Raw genomic sequence first — 19,134 nt, forward strand, 5'->3', positions numbered from 1 at the left:
GGCACCGGTCCCCACGTGGGGAGGGACCGGTGCCGAACGGCACGGGATCACACCCAGCCCGCCGACCGCGCGGCCTCGACCGCGCGCTTCTCGGCGTCGTCGGCGATCGCGTTCAGCGCCGTGTCCTGTCCCGCCGCCGTGCCGCCTGCCGCGTTCGCGGCCGCCTGGGACGCGGTGAGGGCGGCGCGCAGGGCCGTCGCCGTTGCGGGGTGGCCGTCCAGGGAGCCGCTCCTCTGCGGGGCCAGTTGTGCGGCCACCTGCGCGGCCAGTGCCGCGGTGGCGGCGGCGTTGCGCGCGCAGCGGGCGTCCGCGGCGGGGTCGGGGGTCGTGGCGGCAAGGGCGGTGAGGGAGTGGGCCGACAGCCGGAGCGCGTTGGCGACTCGGCCGACCGGATCCGTGGGGACGGTCTGGGCCGCTTCGGGATCGATTCCCGCGTGGCGGCAGGCGGCCACCGCACGGTCGTAGGCGCTGCGGGCGCGTGCCGAGTGCAGCGTTCTCAGGGTGCCTGCGGAAGAGGGGGTGGCCGACGAGAGGTCGGTTGGAGAGGGGTCGGTTGGAGAGTCGTCGGTCGTCATCTGGGCCTCCTCGGGGGGAGTGCTGTGAGACGGGCGCTGCGGGTGGGTGGGGGCTGGGCGCGCAGTTCCCCGCGCCCCTTCGGGGCGCCGGCCCCTGTGGCCGGCCGGCGCGCGGTTTCCCGCGTTCCTTCGGGGCGCTGCGCCGGTCGGTCAACCGAACAGGCCCAGAGCCGAGTCCACCGACCAGCTCTGCCAGCTGATCGCGAAGAGGCCGACCAGGGAGATCAGGGCCATCATCAGGTTCTGTCCCTGTTCCGCCCAGTCGTGGATCATGAGGACCAGGTAGATCAGATTGAGCAGGAACCCGGCCGCCAGCGCGATCGGAGTGAGGAAGCCGGAGACCAGGCCGAGGCCCAGGGACAGTTCCGCGTAGGCGACGACGTAGGCCATCAGTCGGGGGCGCGGCGCGACGACGGTGTCGAAGCCCCGTCGCACCACGGGCCAGCGGTGCTTCTCCGCGACACCGGCCGCCCACCGGATGCCCCCGCCGCCGAACCACTGCTTCTTGTCCTTGTGCCGCCAGCTCTCCAGCCACCACAGGCCAAGCCCCATGCGGAGCACTGCGAACCATTCGGCACCGCTCAGCAAGGCTGATCGCATCCCGCACCCTCCCCGGATCCCCGCGTATTACCTGACGGTCCGTCAGTTCAGCGGAAGGCGGCGCGCGTCGCAAGGGGTGCGATGGCGTGAACTCCGGCGGCGGGGGGCGTACGGCATGCGGACGGCCTTGCTGGTGCGGGCTCCTGGGCCTAGCCTGAATGCCGACGGCGTATCTGATGGTCCGTCAGATAAGTGGAGAACTCCGCAGGCAGCAGGGGGTAGGCATGGCAGAGAGCGCGACCGGCACCCAGGATCTGCCCAGGGTCATCAGCGTGGACGACCACGTGATCGAACCCGCGCACCTCTTCGAGAAGTGGCTGCCGGGCAAGTACCGCGACAAGGGGCCCAGGCCCTTCACCGCCGGCATCGGCGAACTCGCCTACGTCGGCGGCAAGTACCGCTTCACCACCGACCCCGAGGGCCAGATCACCGACTGGTGGGAGTACGAGGGACTGCTCTTCCCGTACAAGCGGATCATCGCCGCCGTCGGCTTCTCCCGGGACGAGATGACGCTCGACGGCATCACCCGGGAGCAGATGCGGCGTGGCTGCTGGGACCCCAAGGCCCGCCTGGAGGACATGGACATGAACCATGTCGAGGCCTCCCTCTGCTTCCCCACCTTCCCCCGGTTCTGCGGCCAGACCTTCGCCGAGGCCGAGGACAAGGAGGTCGCGCTGGCCTGCGTCCGCGCCTACAACGACTGGATGGTCGAGGAGTGGTGCGGGGACAGCGGCGGCCGGCTGATCCCGCTGTGCCTGATCCCGCTGTGGGACGTGGATCTGGCCGTCGCCGAGATCCGGCGCAACGCCGCGCGGGGCGTCAGGGCGGTCACCTTCAGCGAGATCCCCACCTACCTGGGCCTGCCGTCCATCCACTCCGGCTACTGGGACCCGTTCTTCGCGGCCTGCGAGGAGACCGGGACGGTCGTCAACATGCACATCGGGTCGAGCTCCCAGATGCCGGCCGCCTCCCCGGACGCCCCGCCCGCCGTGCAGGCCTCGCTCAGCTTCAACAACGCCATGGCCTCGATGATGGACTTCCTCTTCTCCGGGGTCCTGGTGAAGTTCCCCCGGCTGAAACTCGCGTACAGCGAGGGCCAGATGGGCTGGATCCCGTACGCCCTGGAGCGCGCCGACGACGTCTGGGAGGAGCACCGAGCCTGGGGCGGGGTGAAGGACCTGATCCCCGAGCCGCCCTCGACGTACTACTACCGGCAGATCTTCTGCTGCTTCTTCCGCGACCGGCACGGCATCGAGGCGATCGAGACGGTCGGTGTGGACAACGCGACCTTCGAGACGGACTATCCGCACGTCGACTCGACCTGGCCGGAGACCAAGCGGGTGGCGCAGGAGCACGTCGGCGGCCTGACGCCGGAGGTGGCGTACAAGCTGCTGCGCGGCAACGCCATCCGGATGCTGGAGCTGCCGTTCACGTAGCCGGTTCAGCGGGTGCTCCGCTGGGCAGGGGACCTTCCATGAAGGTCTCCGTCGACGCCGATGTCTGTTACGGGTCGGGTGAGTGTGCGTTCCGGGCGCCCGGTGTGTTCGGCTTCGAGGACGGGTACGGTTTCGTCCTGCCCGGACGCGAGGACTTCGGCGTGTCCGGGGACTCCGGGGAGTCCGGCAACGACGACGAACTGATCCGGGACATCGCCGAGCGCTGCCCGTCGCAGGCGATCCGGATCGACGGCCGAAGGGTCACCGACTAGCGGATGAGCAGCGCCCCCACCGGACTCACCGGACTCACCGAAGTCACCGAACTCCTGGCCACGCTCGGCCGCCGCTACGTCCGATACTTCCCGCGCCCCTGGGGCAAGACCCTCGCGGCCCGCGCGCTCAACCCCTACCTGCGCGACCACCCCCGGCGACGCGTCGTCGAGACGCTCTCCGGCGCCCGGTTCGCGGTCGACACCCAGGACCTCATCCAGCGCTACCTCTACCTCTTCGGGGTCTGGGAACCGCACATGACCCGCTGGCTGCGCGGCCGGCTGGCGCCCGGGGACTGCTTCGTCGACGTCGGGGCCAACATCGGCGTCTTCAGCGTGCTCGCCTCCGGCCTGGTCGGCGAGCAGGGCCGGGTCGTGGCCGTCGAGGCCTCCCCCGACTTCCACCGCCGCCTCGAACAGCAGAGCGCGCTCAACGGCTGCCGGAACATCCGCGCGCTCAACGCCGCGGTCTCCGACACCCACCGCACCCTCACCTTCGTGCTGGCCAGCTCCCGCAACATGGGCGCCAACAGCATCGTCCCGTGGGACGGCCCGGCCGAGTCCAGCTTCGACATCGAGGCCGTGCCGCTGCCCGAGCTGCTCCGGCCGGAGGAGATCGAGACCGCGCGGGTCATCAAGATCGACGTCGAGGGCGCCGAGGGCGCGGTGGTGCGGGGGCTCGCGCCGCTGCTGGAGAAGCTGCGCCCGGACGCCGAGATCACCGTCGAGGTCACCCCCGACCGGATGGCCCGGCTGGGCGACAGCGCGGACGACCTGCTGCGCACCATGAGGGACGCCGGCTACCACGTCTACCGGCTCGCCAACAGCTACGCGGCCGACAGCTACCCCCGCGCCCTGTACGGCGAACCGGTGGTCCCGGTCCGCTGGGACCGCCCGGTCAGCGAGGAGAGCGACCTGGTGTTCTCGCGCGTGGACGCGCCGACCCTGTGAGCGACCTGGCCGGCGGGTCGCATCGCGCAGGTCAGCCGTACCGCCCGCCGAGTTCCGCCAGCGCCCGCGCCCGAGCCGCCACGACGGCCATCCGGGTCTCCCGTTCCGCCGGGTCGAGGTGGGCGGGATGGCCGGTGACCTGGCCCTCCCACTTGCGGTAGAGCAGTCCGGGCTCCGCCGAGAACCAGCCCCGGCTCACCGCGTCGAGGGCGAGCAGCAGCCCGGTGTCCTCGGAGGCGGGCAGCGCCATCCAGCCGCCGAGGGCGAGCAGCAGGTCGCGGCGGACGAAGAGGGTGGCCGGGTGGACCTGGGCGCGGAAGCCGTTCGCCGACCAGTGGCCGAGCACCGTCCCGCGCTCGATCGGGCCCTCCTCCGGGTCGCCCGGAAAGCCGGTCGTGGAGCCGTCCGGCAGCAGGTCCAGGGCCCGTGAGGTGGCCCAGCCGAGGTCCGGGCGGCCCTCCAGCGCGGCCAGGTCACGGCCCAGCGCGCCCGGCAGGAGCTGGTCGTCGGCGTCGAGGACCTTGACGTACGCCCCCTCCGCACGGGCCAGCGCCATGGTGCGGGCGACCCCGGGACCACCGGCCCGGCCCTGCCGGAAGGACACCCGCGTGTCGTCGGGGACGAACGGGCCGACCTCGTCGCCGTGGCCGTCCTGCTGGATCAGCCACTGCCACTCCCACCCGTCCGGCAGCCGCTGCTCGCACAGCGACTGGTAGGCCTCGGGCAGGAAGCGGGCCGACGGCGCGTGGACCGCGGTGACGACGGTGATGCGCCGGGTCACGGCGGCGGTCACCACCTTTCCAGGTGTGTGGTGAAGAGCAGCTCGGTGCGGTCGCCGGGGAGCGTGACGGTGGTGATGTCCACGATCCGGTCGTGGATGTCGTACGAGCGCTTGTGCAGCAGGATCACCGAGGTGCCGGCCGGCAGGTCCAGCTCCTGGGCCTCCTCGGGCGTCGGCGGCCGGGCGGTGAAGCGCTCCTCGACGCGGTCGACCTCGATGCCGACGGTGTGCAGCTGGTTCTGGGTGCCGCCCGGCCAGGGTTCGTTGGTCTCGTCCAGGAGATCCGGGTTGGCCGCGATCATGCCGCGGACCAGGTAGGAGGTCACCAGGCTGAAGGGAGCGGTCTCGGCGGCGTGCCGGGTCCGGTAGGTGCGCTCCAGGAGCGGGGTGCCCTCGGGCACACCGAACACGCCGGCGAGGTCGGCGGGCGCGGTCAGCTCGCGGTAGCGGGCGAAGAAGACCAGGTCGTCGATGACCAGGCCGGTCTCGCGCTCGGTCGCGCCGGTCTCGGCCCGGGTGGCCTCCGGCATCAGGGCGCGGTCCTTCTCCCACTGGTGCCGTTCGTTGTCGCGGACCGCGCGGGTGCGCGGACGTCGCACGAAGGTGCCGCTGCCGTGCCGTCTGTCGATGAGGCCCTCCGCGCTCAGCAGGCGCAGCGCGTTCTGCACGGTGGGGACGCTGCGGCCGTGGCGCCGGGCCAGCTCCGCCTCGGAGGGCAGCCGGGCGCCGGGCCTGAGCGTGCCACCGCGGATGGCGCGGCGGAGGTCGTCGGCGATCTCCTCGTAGGCCTTGGGCACACGATCAGGCTACGACTCCTGAAGAGGAGTTGATGAGTCGAGCAGCTCCGTCCCAGGCCGCGGGGTGTCCGGACGTGCGGAGACCCGTGGCCGGATCGCTCCCGGTCACGGGTCTGTGTCGCAGTAGGCGCTGGTACGTACGCAAGTCGCCCTTGCGCCGTTGCGTCCGAGCCGTCTGTACCGGCGGGGTCAGCAGTCCAGCGGTGCCGCGGGGGGGTCGGCCGGGGTCTCCGACTCGGTGGTGTCCAGGGGGCGGTGGCGGCAGCTGGGGGTCTTGCCGTGGGCCTCGGCCCGGATCCGCTGCTTCATCGTGGGGGGCAGCGACCTCGCGTGGGACCAGAGCCAGTGGCTCTGTGCCGGGATCCTCACCCGGTCCGTGCTGTGGTCCTCGCCGGTGCTGTTGCGCGGGGTCTCGGTCTGCGGTACCGCGGCGGCGGCGGTGGCAGTGGCGGCGGAGACGAATCCGAGCGCCGTGCAGAGCGCGAGGAAGGCGGTGACGATGGCGGTCCACAGCTTCATGACCTTGGAGTTCCGGGCCATGGCCCCTCACTTTCGGGTTGGGCGATTTGCGTACTTTCCTCATGATGTGTATGGGGATCGCGAAGTGGGGGACCTCGGCCTGTGGCGCGTCGATGTTCCGATGAACACCACACGGATGGGTGCATGGAGTGGGAAAAATCCGGAGAAAGCACCGTGAAGGCAGTCGAGAGGGAGCAAAGTAACCGTCCGTGGAGGTGTGATCACCCTCCGATCGGAGCGGTTCGGCCTTGGGCAACACCTTGCGGCGGACCGGAGTTGGGGGCGGATGCCAGGTCACCGATCGATATCGGTCGGTGTGTATAGTCGGGCGCCAGAGGTCCCCTACGTCAAGGAAGAGACGAGGTCGCGCGGTGAAGAAGCTTCTCCTGGTCGCACTGGCCGCCATCGGCGGGCTCCTCGTGTACCGCCAGATCCAGGCGGATCGCGCCGAGCAGGATCTGTGGACGGAGGCGACTGACTCCGTGCCCACGGGTTCGTGAGTACTGACCACAGACGAGACTGAGACCCCGGCCGCCCGAGCGGTCGGGGTTTTGCGTTGCGGGGCGTCCCCGGCGGCGGGCGGCCGTGCCGCGAGGGGGGCGTTTCGGACGGTCGTACGGATCCCCGGGTGGCGCGCGGGCGCGCGGGGCAGTATGGGGCCGGCCGGTCCGTGACCCGGGCGGCCGGCGGACGACGGCTGGGGGCGCGCGTGATACGGCGGTGGTGTACTACGGCGGCACGACCAGGCCTCGGCGGGACGGCCGCCCTCGCGCTGACAGCGCTGCTGACGGCACTGCTGCCCGCCACCACGGCCGCCGCGGCCTCTTCAGCGGCTTCCTCCGCGGTCTCCGTGGCTTCCTCCACGGTCTCCGCGGCCTCCTCCACGCTCCCCGCCGCAGCCTCCGCGGACGGCGGCAGCGGGTACGCGTTCGCTCCGGGCGCCCGCACGGTCACCGGGGCCACGGGGACCACGGACGCGGTACCGCTGGCGCCCGGCACGACCTACCGCAGCACTCTCCCGGACAAGGGATCGCTGTACTTCCGCCTCGAACTCGCCGCCGACACCACGGCCTACGTCCCCGTCACCGCCGTTCCGCCCGCCGACGCCACCGTCTCCGCCAGCGACGGCGTCGAGGTCTCGATCCAGGACGCCAACGGCACCGCCTGCGACTACGACAGCGGCCGCTTCGGCGCCGGGCTCAGCCCCCGGCCGGTCACGGCGGTGGGACGGCGGGACGCGGGCAAGGCGCTGTGCAAGGACGCCGGCACCTACTACCTGGTCGTCGAGCGGGCCCTGTCCGGCTCCACGACCACGACTCCGGGCAGCTGGGGCCTGGAGATCGCCCCCGTCACCGAACCGGCCCTGGCCGGGACCGGCGCCACCACCGCCCCCGACGCCTGGAGCTCCGCCTCACCCGAGCCGCTCACCTCGACACCCCGCCGCCGCGCCGGGGGCGCCGGCTTCACCACCGCCCGCACCCTGGAACAGGGCGTCTGGCGGACCGACATCACGCCCGGTCAGACCCTCTACTACGCCGTCCCGGTCGACTGGGGCCAGCAGCTGCACGCCACCGTCGACCTCGGCAGCACCAGCGCCGACGCCCACGGCTACGTCAGCGCCGCACTCAACCTCTCCCTCTACAACCCCGTCCGCGGCTACGTCGACGACGTCTCCCTCGGCTACGACGGCACGCAGAAGTCGTCCTCCCTGGACCCCCTGCCACCCGTGGCGTACGCCAACCGGTACGCCGGCTCCGGCATGCAGAGCGCCGTCCGCTTCGCCGGCGCCTACTACCTCGTCGTCCACCTCACCGGGCAGACCGCGGACACCTTCGGCAAGGGGCCGTACGGCGTCACCCTCCGGGTCCGCGTCGACGGCACCGCGAACTCCGGCCCCACGTACACCGGTTCGCCGGTACCCAAGGGCGTCTTCGACGTGTCCACGGTTCGGGAGGGCCTCGCGACGGCGGCCGGCGACGGCCGCACGGCGATGCGGGCGCTCGCGGCCGGCGGCATCGGCACGGGCACGGCTCTGCTGCTCGTCCTGGGCGTGTGGACCCTGACCGCCCGGCGCGCTCAGATCCGGGCCAACGCCCAGAAGCCGACGGCGTAACAGACCAGCGCGAGCAGGAGGATGGGCACGGCCGCCCTGGCCGGAGGGCCGGGCCGGGGCGCCCGCCGCCGACGCCGGCCGTGCGTGCGCACCGACGGCGCGGGCGGGGCCTGGCGGTCACGCGCGGTGTAGGTGGCGGTGGTGGTGTCGGTGTGCGGCTGGACCGGGGGGAGCGGCTGCGCGGCGGACCACGGCGCGACGGGCTGCGGCGCGGCCGGGTAGGCCTGCTGCTGGGCGTACGGGAGACGGGGCGGTTCAGGCTCGGGTCCCACCGCTGCGGGGGCGGAGGTGACCGGCGCCTGGGGAGGCGGGAGCCGGAAACTGCCGGTGTCGGACATGGAGACGGGGGCAGAAGAGGTTCCGCCGTTGGTGCCGTTGGTGCCGTTGGTGCCGCTGGGGGCGTCGGGGCCGCTGGGAGCGTCGGGGGCGGAGACCGGCGAGGACCTGTCGAGGCCACCGGTCCCGGCCGCCGCGGGCGCCGAACCCGCAGTGGGGTTCGCACCGGATTCCACAGCCGGGTCCACGCCTCGGCCCGTTTCCGCAGCCGTCCCCGCAGCCGTCCCCTCGGCAGTCCTCGACTCGGCAGTCCTCGACGCACCGGCCGACGTCCCGGCCGTCTCCCGGCCCGGAGTTGCCCCGGCGGCACCCGCCGACCGCGCCCCCGCGCCCGTGGCACCCGCCGCGTCGCCCGTGGTCGGCGTTTCCGCGCTCGGTGCGCCGGGCTCTCCTGAAGGCCGTGCAGCGACTCCGGAAGCAACCCGGACCGGACCCGCCGACCCGAATCCGGGGGGCAGTGGGCCCAGTTGATCGAAGATCTCGATCGCGTCGTCGTCGTCCGCCTCCGGGAGCAGTTCCCTGGCCTGAGCGAGGGCCCTGCGGGCTCCGACGGCCGTACGGAAGCGGGCCCGGGGGTCGGGCTGGAGCAGGCCGGCCACGACATCCCAGAGCGGATCCGGGATGCCCTTGGGCGCCCCCGGCGTGCCGTGCTCGGCGAAGTACTGGACGAGCGCCTTGGCGTCGGGCTTGGCGCCTTCCAGGAGATAGAGGGCGACCAGACCGACGGCGAACAGGTCGGCCGTGAAATCGGGCTCGGCGCCCAGGAGTTGCTCGGGAGCGATGTAACCCGGCGTGCCGACCACGAGGTTGGTCTCCGTCAGCCGGGCCTCGCCGAGCCGCATGGCGATGCCGAAGTCCGACAGGCGCAACCGCGGACGGGCGGTGCCGGTCGCTTCCAGCAGGATGTTGGCGGGCTTGATGTCCCGGTGCACCACGTCCTCGGCGTGCACCGCGGCGAGGCCGGAGAGCAGCTGGTCGAGGAGCGTGCAGACGAACGGCGGGGGCAGCGGGCCGTAGTCCCCGACGAGGTGGACCAGCGAGCCGCCGGCGACCAGGTCCATCGTGAACAGGACCTTGTCGTCGTCGGCGGCCCAACTGGCCGGAGCCAGGACATGAGGGTGATCGATACGCAGCGCCTGCTCTCGCACGAACCGCAGGAGCGCGTGGGCGTCGCTCTGCTGGAGCACCTTGGCCGCCACGTAGCGCTTGCGCCGGTGGTCCCAGGCACGCCACACGGCGCCCACTCCGCCATGACCGATCGGGTCGGCCAGTTCGTACCGGCCCGCGAAGACCTCACCCATGACTGCCCGTGCCCTCCCCCTCTGGTCCCCCTGCCACCCCCCTTGCCTGTTACCCCCCTTGCTTCCCCTCGATGAGCGATACGACCCCTCTCGCGCGACCCCCTCCGCCAGGGACTGGCCCCGCCCGGTTCACCGGACCCCCTCCGGTGCGCCGGGCCGCGGCTCAGCTCTGGTGCGACTGGTAGTGCGTGACCGCGTCCGAGGTGCGGCCGGCACCGTAGACCCGGAGGAACTCCGCCAGCTCCGGGTGGGTCGGAGCGAGCGAGTCGGCAGCGTCGATGATGTCACCGGCGGCGGCCACCGACCGCAGCAGCGACTGGATCTCGCGGACCACCCGCTTGACCGTCGGCGCCCCCGAACCGCTGGTCGTCTGCGTGGTGTTGCTGAGCACCGAGCCCCCCTGGGACTTCTTGATCTCGTCCATGCGCTCGGTCGCCTCGGCCGCGCTCACGCTGCCGTCCGCGACCTGCGCCGAGAGGTCCTGGAGCAGCTGCACCCGCTGGACCACGGCCGGATTGCCGATCTTCGCCCGCTGCCCGCTCATCAACTGCGACAGCATGGGCGCGGACAGTCCGAGGACCGCCGCGAGACGTGCCTGGTTGAGCCCCAGGTCGTCGATGAGCTTACGGAAGAGCGCCCCCAACGGCTCTCCGTACCAGTTCCGCTGCAGCTCCCGCGCTCTGGCGGTGGCTTCCTGCTGTGCGGCGTCCATTGCGTCTCCCCATCGCTTCCCCAAAAAAACCACGGTTCGCTACAGCGAACCCCGTCGAGCATCTTACGGAGAGTGGTCATCTGCGGGGACCCCCAATCTTTTTGCGAGGTACGGGGGGTGACCCGGTACTCTGGTCTGCGCCGGGGCCTTAGCTCAGTTGGTAGAGCGCCGTCTTTGCATGGCGGATGTCAGGGGTTCGACTCCCCTAGGCTCCACAACAAACCCCTCTGACCAGCACAAACGTGGTCAGAGGGGTTGTTTTTCCAGGGCCGGTTTCACGTGGAACACCAGCTGGTTCCACGTGAAACGCGACCTGTGGCCCGGGTCACCGCTTCTCGTCGTTCGGAGGCGTCTGCTCCTCCGCCTCCTTGGCCTGCACCTCGGGGTCAAGGGAAGAGCTGCCGTCCACCGAGTTCAGGCGGCCCGGATCCGGAACCTCCGTCGCAGCCGGAGGTTCCACCAGCCAGTCGGGGTTGGCCTGCTTGTCCCACCACTTCCAGGCGGCGAAAGCCGCACCGGCCACCACACCGGCCACGGCGAACGCCTTGAACGCACGGCCGCACGCCGAACGCCGCTGATTCCGACGCGCCAGCCGCTCGATGTCCTTGGCGGAGACATTGCCCCGAAGCGCTGCCAGCGCGGCAGCACCCCGGGCAGTGGCCTCCTCACGGACCGGACCGGCCGCCGCCACCGCCTGCTCGATCCTCGGACGCGAGTAGTCGGCGGCTTGCCGAGCCGCCTTGCGGGTCAGATCGGCGGCGTCGTGCGCGGCCTGGTCCACCATCGGCGGCACGTGGGCGCGAGCCTGCTCCAAGCGCGGCACGAGACGGGCGTCGTACTGCACGCGGGCCTGCTCGGCGGCCTGCGACACCACGGGCGCGAGCCGTACGCGTGCCTCCTGCGCGTAGTACGCGGCACGCTCCTTGGCCGTGTCGGCGTAGGGCGCCACCGCTTCCGCGGCGTGCCGCACGCTCTCCTTCGCCGAACTGGTCGCGGCGCGCACGCTGTCTTTGCGGGTCACGGGTTTCCTCCTCCTCGGTGGCGTACGGTATTTCGACTTTCCACCCTTTTACGGATCATGCCTGTCCGCGGGCCGAGCGGCGCGCGAGGACGGGCATACGGGTGCAACCAGAGCTAAGAGGGGCTTGTCGACGACAATGCCACGGATCGCCGCCACGCGCCCCCGCACGACAGAAGGGGTTCCGCAAGTGATTCGTGAGGATTCCGGTCCTCAAGCCCCGGGCAGGCGTCCGACCTGCCGTACCGTGCGAGGATCGGGGCACTGAAATCCGAGCACAACGGAAGGCGGCCCGTGGCCGAGCACCTCTACGCCACTCTGAAGACCAGCCTCGGCGACATCGAGGTCCGGCTCTTCCCGAACCACGCGCCCAAAACGGTCAGGAACTTCGTCGAACTGGCACAGGGCGAACGTGAGTGGACCCACCCCGCCACCGGCGCCGTCTCCACCGACCCGCTGTACGACGGCACGGTCTTCCACCGCGTGATCAGCGGCTTCATGATCCAGGGCGGCGACCCGCTCGGCACCGGCATCGGCGGCCCCGGCTACAAGTTCGAGGACGAATTCCACCCCGACCTGCGCTTCGACCGCCCCTACCTGCTCGCCATGGCCAACGCCGGCCCGCGCACCAACGGCTCCCAGTTCTTCATCACGGTCAACCCCGCGCCCCACCTCAACCGCAAGCACACCATCTTCGGCGAGGTCGTCGACCCGGCCGGCCAGAAGGTCGTGGACAGCATCGCCGCCGTCCCCGTCAGCGGCCCGAACAAGCGCCCGGTGAACGATGTCGTCCTCCAGACGGTCGTCGTCGAGAAGCGCACCGGCTGACCGGCCCGAACGGGAAACAGCCGCAGGGAACCAAACGCCCCGCTCGTCCGTAAGGATGGTCGGGGCGGAACACTGCCCACGACGAACGAGGGGACCTCATGGAGGACCAGGCGACAGGCAGCGCGCGCGACGCCCACAGCCTGCCCAAGTGCTACCGGCACCCGGACCGGGAGACCGGCGTGCGCTGCACCCGCTGCGAGCGCCCCATCTGCCCCGAATGCATGGTCAGCGCCTCCGTGGGATTCCAGTGCCCCGAATGCGTCCGCGGCACCACCGACGGCCACGGCGGCCCGCCCCCTGCTGCCTCCCGGCCCCGCACCCTCGCCGGCGGCACCATGACCGCCGACCCCCGACTGCTCACCAAGATCCTCATCGGCATCAACATCGCCGTCTTCCTGGTGGAGCTCTCCGTCGGCGACAGCTTCGTCAACCGCTTCGACCTGATCGGCCAGGCCTGGTTCCCGCAGTACGGCGACGTCGAGGGCATCGCCCAGGGCCAGTACTACCGCATGTTCACCGCGATGTTCCTGCATGACAGCTCCAGCCCCATGCACATCGTGTTCAACATGCTCAGTCTCTGGTGGATCGGCGGCCCCCTGGAAGCCGCCCTCGGCCGCGCCCGCTACATCACGCTCTACCTCGTCTCCGGCCTGGCGGGCAGCGCCCTCACCTACCTGCTCGCCGCCCAGAACCAGCCCTCGCTCGGCGCGTCCGGCGCGATCTTCGGCCTCTTCGGCGCGACGGCGGTGCTGATTCGCCGCCTCAACTACGACATGCGGCCGATCATCGCCCTGCTGGTGATCAACCTCATCTTCACCTTCAGCGGCGGCATCGCCTGGCAGGCCCACATCGGCGGCCTGGTCGCCGGTGTCATCACCGGCTACGCGATGGTCCACGCCCCTCGCGAGCGTCGGAATCTGATCCAGTACGGCACCTGTGCGCTCGTGCTGGTCGTGGCCGTGGTGATCACGGTCATCCGGACCGCGCAGCTCACCTGAACCGGAGCCGGCGCCTGCTCAGGGCAGCGCACCGCACCGATACCGAACCGTTGTCCACAGTTGGTGTCGGATCTTGTGCACAACGTGCCCGCACACGTGCGCCCCCTCCTACTCACCTGCGTTGTCGCAGGTCAGGGAGGGGGCGGGTACGTGTACAGCAGGCGTTGTGGTAGTCGTACCGGCGTCAACGCCCAACGGGTTATCCACAGATCGTCGTCTTTTCCCCAGGTCCATGCACAGGCCTGTGGATAACTCAGCGGATAACCCTGGGCAGAGCTACTTCCACTGTGTGGAGACGCCGAAGCCGGCCGCGATGAAGCCGAAGCCCACCACGATGTTCCAGTTGTCGAGGCTGTCGATCGGCAGCGAACCGTCGGTCACATAGAAGACGACGATCCAGGCCAGCCCGATGAGGAACATGGCCAGCATCACCGGTGCGACCCAGGCACGGCTGTTGAGCTTGATGGCCGTCGCCTGCTTCGCCGGGGGCGGCGTGTAGTCGGCCTTCTTGCGGATACGTGACTTCGGCACGAGGGTCTCTCCTGTCGATGCGCTGCGTGGCCGCGCAGGTAACTGGGTCGGGCTCGGGGCAGCGTACAAGGGGACAGATAAGGGCACGCTGAGCGCTCCCCCGGGCGTCCGTTAGCGTAGTGCTTCCGCGGCGCCGAAGGAGATAAGGGTACGTTGAGCAATTCTGCCGACTCCCAGGGGACTGGATCAACGGGTGCCGGCCCGGACCGCAGGAACGGCTTCCGGCCGCTGCGGATTCTCACCGTGGGCGTCTTCGCCCTCGCCGGTCTGCTCTTCTTCACCAGCTTCAACACGGCCAAGGGCACCGACATCCGATCGGACGACAACCTGCTGAAGCTCTCCGACCTGATCCAGGAGCGCAGCCGCAAGAACAAGGACCTGGACGAGACCAACGCGAGCACGCGGGACCAGAACGAGAAGCTCGCCGAGCGCGACGACGGCTCCAGCAAGGCCCAGGACGACAAGCTCGCCGGGCTGGAGAAGGCCGCGGGCACCCAGAAGCTCACCGGCAGGGCGATCACCGTCACGCTCAACGACGCCCCGCCGAACGCCACCGCCAAGCTGCCCGGCTACCCCGAGCCGCAGCCGGACTACCTGGTCATCCACCAGCAGGACCTGCAGGCCGTGGTGAACGCCCTGTGGCAGGGCGGCGCCCAGGGCATCAAGGTCATGGACCAGCGGCTGATCTCCACCAGCGCCGTGCGCTGCGTCGGCAACACGCTGATCCTCCAGGGGCGGGTCTACTCGCCGCCGTACAAGATCCAGGCGATCGGTGACCCGGCGAGGATGCAGAAGTCGCTGGCGGACTCCGAGGCCATCCAGAACTACATGGTGTACGTGAACGTGTACGGCCTCGGATGGAAAGTGACCGAGGACGGGACGGTGACTCTGCCGGGCTACTCGGGCACAGTGGATCTGCACTACGCGAAGCCCGTGGGGTAAGCAGCTCGTCACTTTCTGGAGCCGCCGGTGCGTGTGATCGTCAGGACCGTCAGCGAGCTCTGCATCACCGTCGGTACGCTCATCGTGCTGTTCGTCGGGTACGTGTTGTTCTGGACCGGCGTGCAGGCCGACAGCGTGATGCACGACCAGATCGACCAGCTGCAGCGGCAGTGGTCGGCCAAGGCCACGGTGCACCCCACGGCGAAGGCGAGCGCGGCACCCGCACAGCCCGCCGCGTACCACTACGGCAGGGCTTTCGCGATCATGTACATCCCCCGGTTCGGTTTCACATGGAACAAGCCGGTCCTGGAAGGCACCGGCACCGATGTGCTGAAGAAGGGGCTCGCCCACTACGCCCGGACCGCCCGGCTGGGGCAGGTGGGCAACTTCGCGGTCGCCGGGCATCGGCGCACCTACGGTGATCCTTTCCTCGACTTCCCTGAGCTCCAGGTGGGCGATGCGATCGTGCTGACGGACGGGACGACCTGGTTCACGTATCGGATCGACAAAGGCCCTTACAAAACAGTTCCGACGGACGTTGAAGTGATCGACCCTGTCCCACGTAAGTCGGGGTATGCGCGTCCCGGGCGCTATCTCACGCTGACCACGTGCGATCCCGAGTGGGGGCACAGTCACCGGCTGATCGTCTGGGCGCACTTGGACTCCACGCAGCCAGAGGAGTCAGGCAGACCCAAGGCGCTGCGCCGTTAGTCTGGTGCAGTACGGCGGGATTCTGGTGCCGTGGTGGAACGGAAGGGACGGCATGTACGGCTGGATCTGGCGGCATCTGCCAGGGAACGCGTGGGTGAAGGCGCTGATCTCACTGCTCCTGGTGCTGGCCGTGGTCTACGTCCTCTTCCAGTACGTCTTCCCCTGGGCCGAACCGCTGCTGCCCTTCAACGATGTGACGGTGGACAACCAGTGAGTGCGCGGATTCTCGTCGTCGACAACTACGACAGCTTCGTCTTCAACCTGGTCCAGTACCTGTACCAGCTGGGCGCCGAGTGCGAGGTGCTGCGCAACGACGAGGTGTCGACGGCGCACGCCCAGGACGGCTTCGACGGTGTGCTGCTCTCGCCGGGCCCGGGGACGCCGGAGGAGGCCGGGGTCTGTGTGGAGATGGTCCGGCACTGCGCCGCGACCGGTGTCCCGGTCTTCGGCGTCTGCCTGGGCATGCAGTCGATGCAGGTGGCGTACGGCGGTGTGGTGGACCGGGCGCCCGAGCTGCTGCACGGCAAGACCTCGCTGGTCGAGCATGGCGGCAAGGGTGTCTTCGCGGGCCTGCCGTCGCCGTTCACGGCGACTCGGTACCACTCCCTGGCCGCCGAGCCGGCCACGGTGCCGGCCGAGCTGGAGGTGACCGCGCGGACGCACGACGGGATCATCATGGGACTCAGGCATCGCGAACTCCCGGTGGAGGGCGTGCAGTTCCATCCCGAGTCGGTGCTGACCGAGCACGGGCACCGGATGCTGGCCAACTGGCTGGTGGAGTGCGGTGACCAGGGAGCCGTGGCGCGGTCGGCGGGGCTCGCCCCGGTGGTGGGCAGGGCCTCGGCGTGACCGCGCTGCGCCCCGAGCGCGAGACCGGTGCCTCGTACGGGGATCAGCCGTACGAGGGGTCGAGCGCGCTCGGGGGGACGGCGTTTCTGCCGCCCGTCGGCGACGGGACGGCGTATCTGCCGCCGATCGACGAGGAGACCGTCGCGCTGCGGATCCCCGATCCGCTGCCTATGTCGGCGTCTGCGGGCACAGCGGCCCTTTCTGGCACGGGAACCCCAGGAGGCGGCCGAGCGGCCCGCAGAAAGGCGGCCAAGCGGCGCGGTGGGCGGCATGGCGGCCCGCCGGAGGCGGCGTCCCACGATGCGGTGTCGCAGGAGAGCGGTGCTCCGGGGCGGTCGCTCTCCCGGGTCGAGGCGCGGCGGCAGGCGAGGGCGCGCAAGCCGGGCCCCGCGGTGGTGGCGAGCCGGGCGATAGGCGAGGTGTTCATCACCACCGGTGTGCTGATGCTGCTGTTCGTCACCTATCAGCTGTGGTGGACGAACGTGCGCGCGCACGCGCAGGCCGGCAAGGAGGCCAGCAGCCTCCAGCAGGACTGGGCGAGCGGCAAGCGGGCGCCGGGTGTCTTCGCGCCGGGCCAGGGTTTCGCGATCCTGCACATCCCCAAGCTCGACGTGGTGGCGCCGATCGCCGAGGGCGTCAGCAACGCCAAGGTCCTGGACAAGGGCATGGTCGGGCACTACGGCGAGGGTGCGCTGAAGACCGCCATGCCGCAGGACAAGACCGGCAACTTCGGTCTGGCCGCGCACCGCAACACCCACGGCGAGCCGTTCCGGTACATCAACAAGCTGGTGCCCGGTGACGCCGTGGTGGTCGAGACGCAGGACGAGTACTTCGTGTACAAGGTGACGTCGATGCTGCCGGTGACGTCGCCGAGCAATGTGAGTGTGCTGGACCCGGTCCCGAAGGGTTCCGGTTTCACCAAGCCGGGCCGCTACATCACCCTGACCACGTGTACGCCGGAGTTCACCAGCAAGTACCGGTTGATCGTGTGGGGCAAGATGGTCGAGGAACGCCCGCGCAGCAAGGGCAAGCCTGACGCGCTCGTCGAGTAAGGGCAGAGGCAGAGGAACAGTGGCAGCGACCGCCGACGACACCGAAGAGCAGACCGACGCGCCGGACGCGGCGCCCGTGCCGGGGCGGCGCCCCACCGGCCGGATCGCGACGGCGGTCAGCGTGTTCGGTGAACTCCTCATCACGGCGGGCCTGCTGCTCGGCCTGTTCGTCGTCTACTCGTTGTGGTGGACGAACGTGATCGCGGACCGCAAGGCGGACCGGGAGGGCGACAAGGTCCGCGACTCGTGGGCGCAGCGGGACACCGGCCCGGGTGCGCTGAACACGAAGGACGGCATCGGTTTCCTGCACGTGCCGTCGATGAAAAACGGCGAGGTCCTGGTCGAGAAGGGCACGTCGACGGACGTCCTGAACAACGGTGTGGCCGGCTACTACACGGACCCCGCCAAGGCCGTGCTCCCCACGGCCGGCAAGACCGGCAACTTCACCCTCGCCGCCCACCGGGACGGCCACGGCGCGAAGTTCCACAACATCGACAAGGTGAAGGTCGGCGACCCGGTCGTCTTCGAGACCCGTGACGACTGGTACGTCTACAAGGTCTACGACATCCTCCCCGAGACCTCGAAGTACAACGTCAAGGTCCTCTCCCAGATCCCCAAGGAGTCCGGCAAGACCAAGCCGGGCCACTACATCACCCTGACGACCTGCACGCCGGTGTACACGAGCCGGTACCGGTACGTGGTGTGGGGGGAGCTGGTCCGCGTGCAGAAGGTCGACAGCAACCGGACACCGCCGAAGGAACTGCGCTGACGGGCCTCCTTCCAGGGGCCTGTCGCCTAGCATGGCGGAGGGCCGAAGCCGCAACTACGACTTGCGGCTTCGGGCCTTGTTGCTCGGGGTCACCTCAGGCCTTTGAGGGGCGCTCCCGCGCTCCACGCCTCCACATCGTGGCGGTCAACCATGACGACCCCGCTCAGTTTGGCGATGGCCGGGGCTTCGCTGCTGAAGTTGCACGTGGTGCCTGTCGGACGACGACGTCCGTGCAGCCGTCGCGACGCAGGAGATCGGCGACGTGTCGTTCGAGTGCCTGCCAGGTCATGCCTTTGAGCGCCGCGGCGACTTCGGGTGCGCGTCCTTCCTCCAGGAAGCTGATGCGCCGGTGGTGCTGGCACAGCCTGCGTTCCACGTGCTCGATGTCCTGCCGAAGCTCGATGAGCTCGTGGCGGTGTTCGCCTGCTGAGGCGATGAGGGCGTTGAACATCGGGACGACGGTCTTGCCGAGGATGTGGGTGATGCGCTGGTCGATGCGGTCGTCGAGGGCGCTGAGGTCTGTCGGGGCGGGGTTTTCCACAGGCTGTGTGCGGGCCAGGTACTCCATGTCGAGGAGGTAGACACGGACCTGACGTGCGACTTCGCTGTCGCGGAGGAGCATGGCGACGTTGAGGACGGCTCGGCGGGAGAAGAGAGCAAGGGACCGTGTGCGTGACTGGATCCCACTGAGGTTCTTGAAGGACCTCAGTTCTTCGCCGACCAAGAGGCGGTAGCCGTTCGTCTCCAGCTCCGCTCGGTGATCCTTGAGCAGTGACTTGACGGCTTCGAGCCCTACCTCGAAGTATGCCGCCACCATCGCCGTCGTCACGTGCATCCCGTCCGGTCAACGAGAGGTGGCGTACGAGGACGCGAGCGATGAGGGGACTCGCGTGCGGGATGGTGTGAGTGCCGACAACGGCGGAGCCCCGGGGGCCCGCCCGGCCGGGGGGGGGGCGGGGGGCCCCGGGGGGGGGGGGGGGGGGGGCCCAAGTTGCCCCCCCACAAATTGTTACCCCCGGTGTGTTTTGGGCGGGGTTTGTTTGGAT

Annotated in this window: 23 protein-coding genes and 1 tRNA gene; 14 read left to right on the forward strand and 10 right to left on the reverse strand. The window is 70.1% G+C overall.

The genetic code is table 11. The features are described 5' to 3' along the window. Positions 1–47: 47 nt before the first annotated feature. A complete protein-coding gene (locus AB0M11_RS38210; RefSeq protein ID WP_365712996.1) occupies positions 48–575 on the reverse strand; it encodes a hypothetical protein in 528 nt (175 codons plus the stop codon). Positions 576–725: 150 nt separating this feature from the next. Next, positions 726–1,175, reverse strand: a complete 450-nt coding sequence (locus tag AB0M11_RS38215; protein WP_365712998.1) for a DoxX family membrane protein — start codon at positions 1,173–1,175, stop codon at positions 726–728. Positions 1,176–1,399: 224 nt separating this feature from the next. On the opposite strand from AB0M11_RS38215, the gene AB0M11_RS38220 reads away from it, so the two are divergent. From AB0M11_RS38220 to AB0M11_RS38230, 3 genes are read left to right on the forward strand one after another with little or no spacing between them, the layout of a single operon-like run. Continuing rightward, positions 1,400–2,611: an amidohydrolase family protein gene (locus tag AB0M11_RS38220; protein WP_365713000.1), complete on the forward strand. Its 1,212-nt coding sequence runs from the start codon at positions 1,400–1,402 to the stop codon at positions 2,609–2,611. Positions 2,612–2,649: 38 nt separating this feature from the next. Next, positions 2,650–2,883 (forward strand): ferredoxin, encoded by a 234-nt coding sequence (locus AB0M11_RS38225; RefSeq protein ID WP_365713003.1) that lies wholly within the window; start codon positions 2,650–2,652, stop codon positions 2,881–2,883. A 3-nt stretch (positions 2,884–2,886) separates the two neighbouring features. Continuing rightward, positions 2,887–3,831 (forward strand): FkbM family methyltransferase, encoded by a 945-nt coding sequence (locus AB0M11_RS38230; protein WP_365713005.1) that lies wholly within the window; start codon positions 2,887–2,889, stop codon positions 3,829–3,831. A 31-nt stretch (positions 3,832–3,862) separates the two neighbouring features. Here AB0M11_RS38230 and AB0M11_RS38235 read toward each other — a convergent pair whose 3' ends face one another. The 3 genes from AB0M11_RS38235 to AB0M11_RS38245 all read right to left on the reverse strand — a co-directional run bounded on the left by AB0M11_RS38235 (position 3,863) and on the right by AB0M11_RS38245 (position 5,949). Next, positions 3,863–4,624, reverse strand: a complete 762-nt coding sequence (locus AB0M11_RS38235; protein ID WP_365713007.1) for a glycosyltransferase — start codon at positions 4,622–4,624, stop codon at positions 3,863–3,865. Further along, positions 4,621–5,409, reverse strand: coding sequence for a GntR family transcriptional regulator (locus AB0M11_RS38240; RefSeq protein WP_365713009.1), 789 nt, complete (start codon positions 5,407–5,409; stop codon positions 4,621–4,623). The genes AB0M11_RS38235 and AB0M11_RS38240 overlap by 4 nt, the downstream gene beginning before the upstream one ends. A 189-nt stretch (positions 5,410–5,598) precedes the next feature. After that, complete coding sequence (locus tag AB0M11_RS38245; protein ID WP_365713011.1) at positions 5,599–5,949, reverse strand: DUF6344 domain-containing protein; 351 nt, start codon at positions 5,947–5,949, stop codon at positions 5,599–5,601. 350 nt (positions 5,950–6,299) lie between these two features. Between AB0M11_RS38245 and AB0M11_RS38250 the strand changes: the two genes are divergently transcribed. Together AB0M11_RS38250 and AB0M11_RS38255 are read left to right on the forward strand one after the other, a co-directional pair. Further along, entirely contained in the window at positions 6,300–6,428 is a 129-nt protein-coding gene (locus AB0M11_RS38250) for a DLW-39 family protein (protein ID WP_003999697.1), read from the forward strand. A 350-nt stretch (positions 6,429–6,778) separates the two neighbouring features. Continuing rightward, positions 6,779–8,041 (forward strand): hypothetical protein, encoded by a 1,263-nt coding sequence (locus AB0M11_RS38255; protein ID WP_365713013.1) that lies wholly within the window; start codon positions 6,779–6,781, stop codon positions 8,039–8,041. On the opposite strand, the gene AB0M11_RS38260 is transcribed toward AB0M11_RS38255, so the two are convergent. Further along, complete coding sequence (locus AB0M11_RS38260) at positions 8,005–9,678, reverse strand: protein kinase (RefSeq protein WP_365713015.1); 1,674 nt, start codon at positions 9,676–9,678, stop codon at positions 8,005–8,007. The genes AB0M11_RS38255 and AB0M11_RS38260 overlap by 37 nt on opposite strands. A gap of 163 nt (positions 9,679–9,841) precedes the next feature. Next, a complete protein-coding gene (locus AB0M11_RS38265; protein WP_365713017.1) occupies positions 9,842–10,390 on the reverse strand; it encodes a DNA-binding protein in 549 nt (182 codons plus the stop codon). A 142-nt stretch (positions 10,391–10,532) separates the two neighbouring features. On the opposite strand from AB0M11_RS38265, the gene AB0M11_RS38270 reads away from it, so the two are divergent. Then, a tRNA-Ala gene (locus AB0M11_RS38270) sits at positions 10,533–10,605 on the forward strand. Between the two features lie 110 nt (positions 10,606–10,715). On the opposite strand, the gene AB0M11_RS38275 is transcribed toward AB0M11_RS38270, so the two are convergent. After that, positions 10,716–11,411 (reverse strand): DUF5324 family protein, encoded by a 696-nt coding sequence (locus AB0M11_RS38275; protein WP_365713019.1) that lies wholly within the window; start codon positions 11,409–11,411, stop codon positions 10,716–10,718. Between the two features lie 291 nt (positions 11,412–11,702). Here AB0M11_RS38275 and AB0M11_RS38280 point away from each other — a divergent pair, with 291 nt between their 5' ends. Then, positions 11,703–12,236, forward strand: a complete 534-nt coding sequence (locus AB0M11_RS38280) for a peptidylprolyl isomerase (RefSeq protein ID WP_365713021.1) — start codon at positions 11,703–11,705, stop codon at positions 12,234–12,236. Positions 12,237–12,334: 98 nt separating this feature from the next. Further along, on the forward strand, positions 12,335–13,234 hold the full coding sequence (locus AB0M11_RS38285) for a rhomboid family intramembrane serine protease (RefSeq protein ID WP_365713023.1): 900 nt from the start codon (positions 12,335–12,337) through the stop codon (positions 13,232–13,234). 276 nt (positions 13,235–13,510) lie between these two features. Here AB0M11_RS38285 and crgA read toward each other — a convergent pair whose 3' ends face one another. Next, the gene (gene crgA / locus AB0M11_RS38290) at positions 13,511–13,765 is read right to left on the reverse strand and encodes a cell division protein CrgA (protein WP_046727637.1); all 255 of its coding nucleotides are present in this window, start codon (positions 13,763–13,765) and stop codon (positions 13,511–13,513) included. Between the two features lie 153 nt (positions 13,766–13,918). Here crgA and AB0M11_RS38295 point away from each other — a divergent pair, with 153 nt between their 5' ends. Genes AB0M11_RS38295 through AB0M11_RS38320 form a run of 6 tightly spaced genes read left to right on the forward strand, consistent with a single transcriptional unit; the run spans position 13,919 to position 18,088 of the window. After that, the gene (locus tag AB0M11_RS38295) at positions 13,919–14,707 is read left to right on the forward strand and encodes a DUF881 domain-containing protein (RefSeq protein WP_365713025.1); all 789 of its coding nucleotides are present in this window, start codon (positions 13,919–13,921) and stop codon (positions 14,705–14,707) included. Between the two features lie 27 nt (positions 14,708–14,734). Next, complete coding sequence (locus AB0M11_RS38300; RefSeq protein WP_365713027.1) at positions 14,735–15,418, forward strand: class E sortase; 684 nt, start codon at positions 14,735–14,737, stop codon at positions 15,416–15,418. Between the two features lie 52 nt (positions 15,419–15,470). After that, positions 15,471–15,632, forward strand: coding sequence for a hypothetical protein (locus tag AB0M11_RS38305; protein WP_099930115.1), 162 nt, complete (start codon positions 15,471–15,473; stop codon positions 15,630–15,632). Continuing rightward, the gene (locus AB0M11_RS38310; RefSeq protein ID WP_365713029.1) at positions 15,629–16,267 is read left to right on the forward strand and encodes an aminodeoxychorismate/anthranilate synthase component II; all 639 of its coding nucleotides are present in this window, start codon (positions 15,629–15,631) and stop codon (positions 16,265–16,267) included. Before AB0M11_RS38305 ends, AB0M11_RS38310 begins: the two co-directional genes overlap by 4 nt. After that, positions 16,264–17,319: a class E sortase gene (locus AB0M11_RS38315; protein WP_365713031.1), complete on the forward strand. Its 1,056-nt coding sequence runs from the start codon at positions 16,264–16,266 to the stop codon at positions 17,317–17,319. Before AB0M11_RS38310 ends, AB0M11_RS38315 begins: the two co-directional genes overlap by 4 nt. Before the next feature lie 19 nt (positions 17,320–17,338). Then, positions 17,339–18,088, forward strand: a complete 750-nt coding sequence (locus tag AB0M11_RS38320) for a class E sortase (RefSeq protein WP_365713033.1) — start codon at positions 17,339–17,341, stop codon at positions 18,086–18,088. Between the two features lie 163 nt (positions 18,089–18,251). Here AB0M11_RS38320 and AB0M11_RS38325 read toward each other — a convergent pair whose 3' ends face one another. Next, positions 18,252–18,917 carry a restriction endonuclease gene (locus AB0M11_RS38325; RefSeq protein ID WP_365713035.1) on the reverse strand — a complete coding sequence of 222 codons (666 nt, stop codon included), beginning with the start codon at positions 18,915–18,917 and terminating at the stop codon, positions 18,252–18,254. Positions 18,918–19,134 lie beyond the last annotated feature (217 nt).

Source organism: Streptomyces sp. NPDC051987 (assembly GCF_040680735.1).
GTDB lineage: Bacteria > Actinomycetota > Actinomycetes > Streptomycetales > Streptomycetaceae > Streptomyces.

Bases quoted from the DNA above. Each gene is read 5' to 3' on its own strand.
- AB0M11_RS38210 (WP_365712996.1), bottom strand. From the start codon at position 575: ATGACGACCGACGACTCTCCAACCGACCCCTCTCCAACCGACCTCTCG.
- AB0M11_RS38215 (WP_365712998.1), bottom strand. From the start codon at position 1,175: ATGCGATCAGCCTTGCTGAGCGGTGCCGAATGGTTCGCAGTGCTCCGC.
- AB0M11_RS38220 (WP_365713000.1), top strand. From the start codon at position 1,400: ATGGCAGAGAGCGCGACCGGCACCCAGGATCTGCCCAGGGTCATCAGC.
- AB0M11_RS38225 (WP_365713003.1), top strand. From the start codon at position 2,650: ATGAAGGTCTCCGTCGACGCCGATGTCTGTTACGGGTCGGGTGAGTGT.
- AB0M11_RS38230 (WP_365713005.1), top strand. From the start codon at position 2,887: ATGAGCAGCGCCCCCACCGGACTCACCGGACTCACCGAAGTCACCGAA.
- AB0M11_RS38245 (WP_365713011.1), bottom strand. From the start codon at position 5,949: ATGGCCCGGAACTCCAAGGTCATGAAGCTGTGGACCGCCATCGTCACC.
- AB0M11_RS38260 (WP_365713015.1), bottom strand. From the start codon at position 9,678: ATGGGTGAGGTCTTCGCGGGCCGGTACGAACTGGCCGACCCGATCGGT.
- AB0M11_RS38265 (WP_365713017.1), bottom strand. From the start codon at position 10,390: ATGGACGCCGCACAGCAGGAAGCCACCGCCAGAGCGCGGGAGCTGCAG.
- AB0M11_RS38285 (WP_365713023.1), top strand. From the start codon at position 12,335: ATGGAGGACCAGGCGACAGGCAGCGCGCGCGACGCCCACAGCCTGCCC.
- AB0M11_RS38305 (WP_099930115.1), top strand. From the start codon at position 15,471: ATGTACGGCTGGATCTGGCGGCATCTGCCAGGGAACGCGTGGGTGAAG.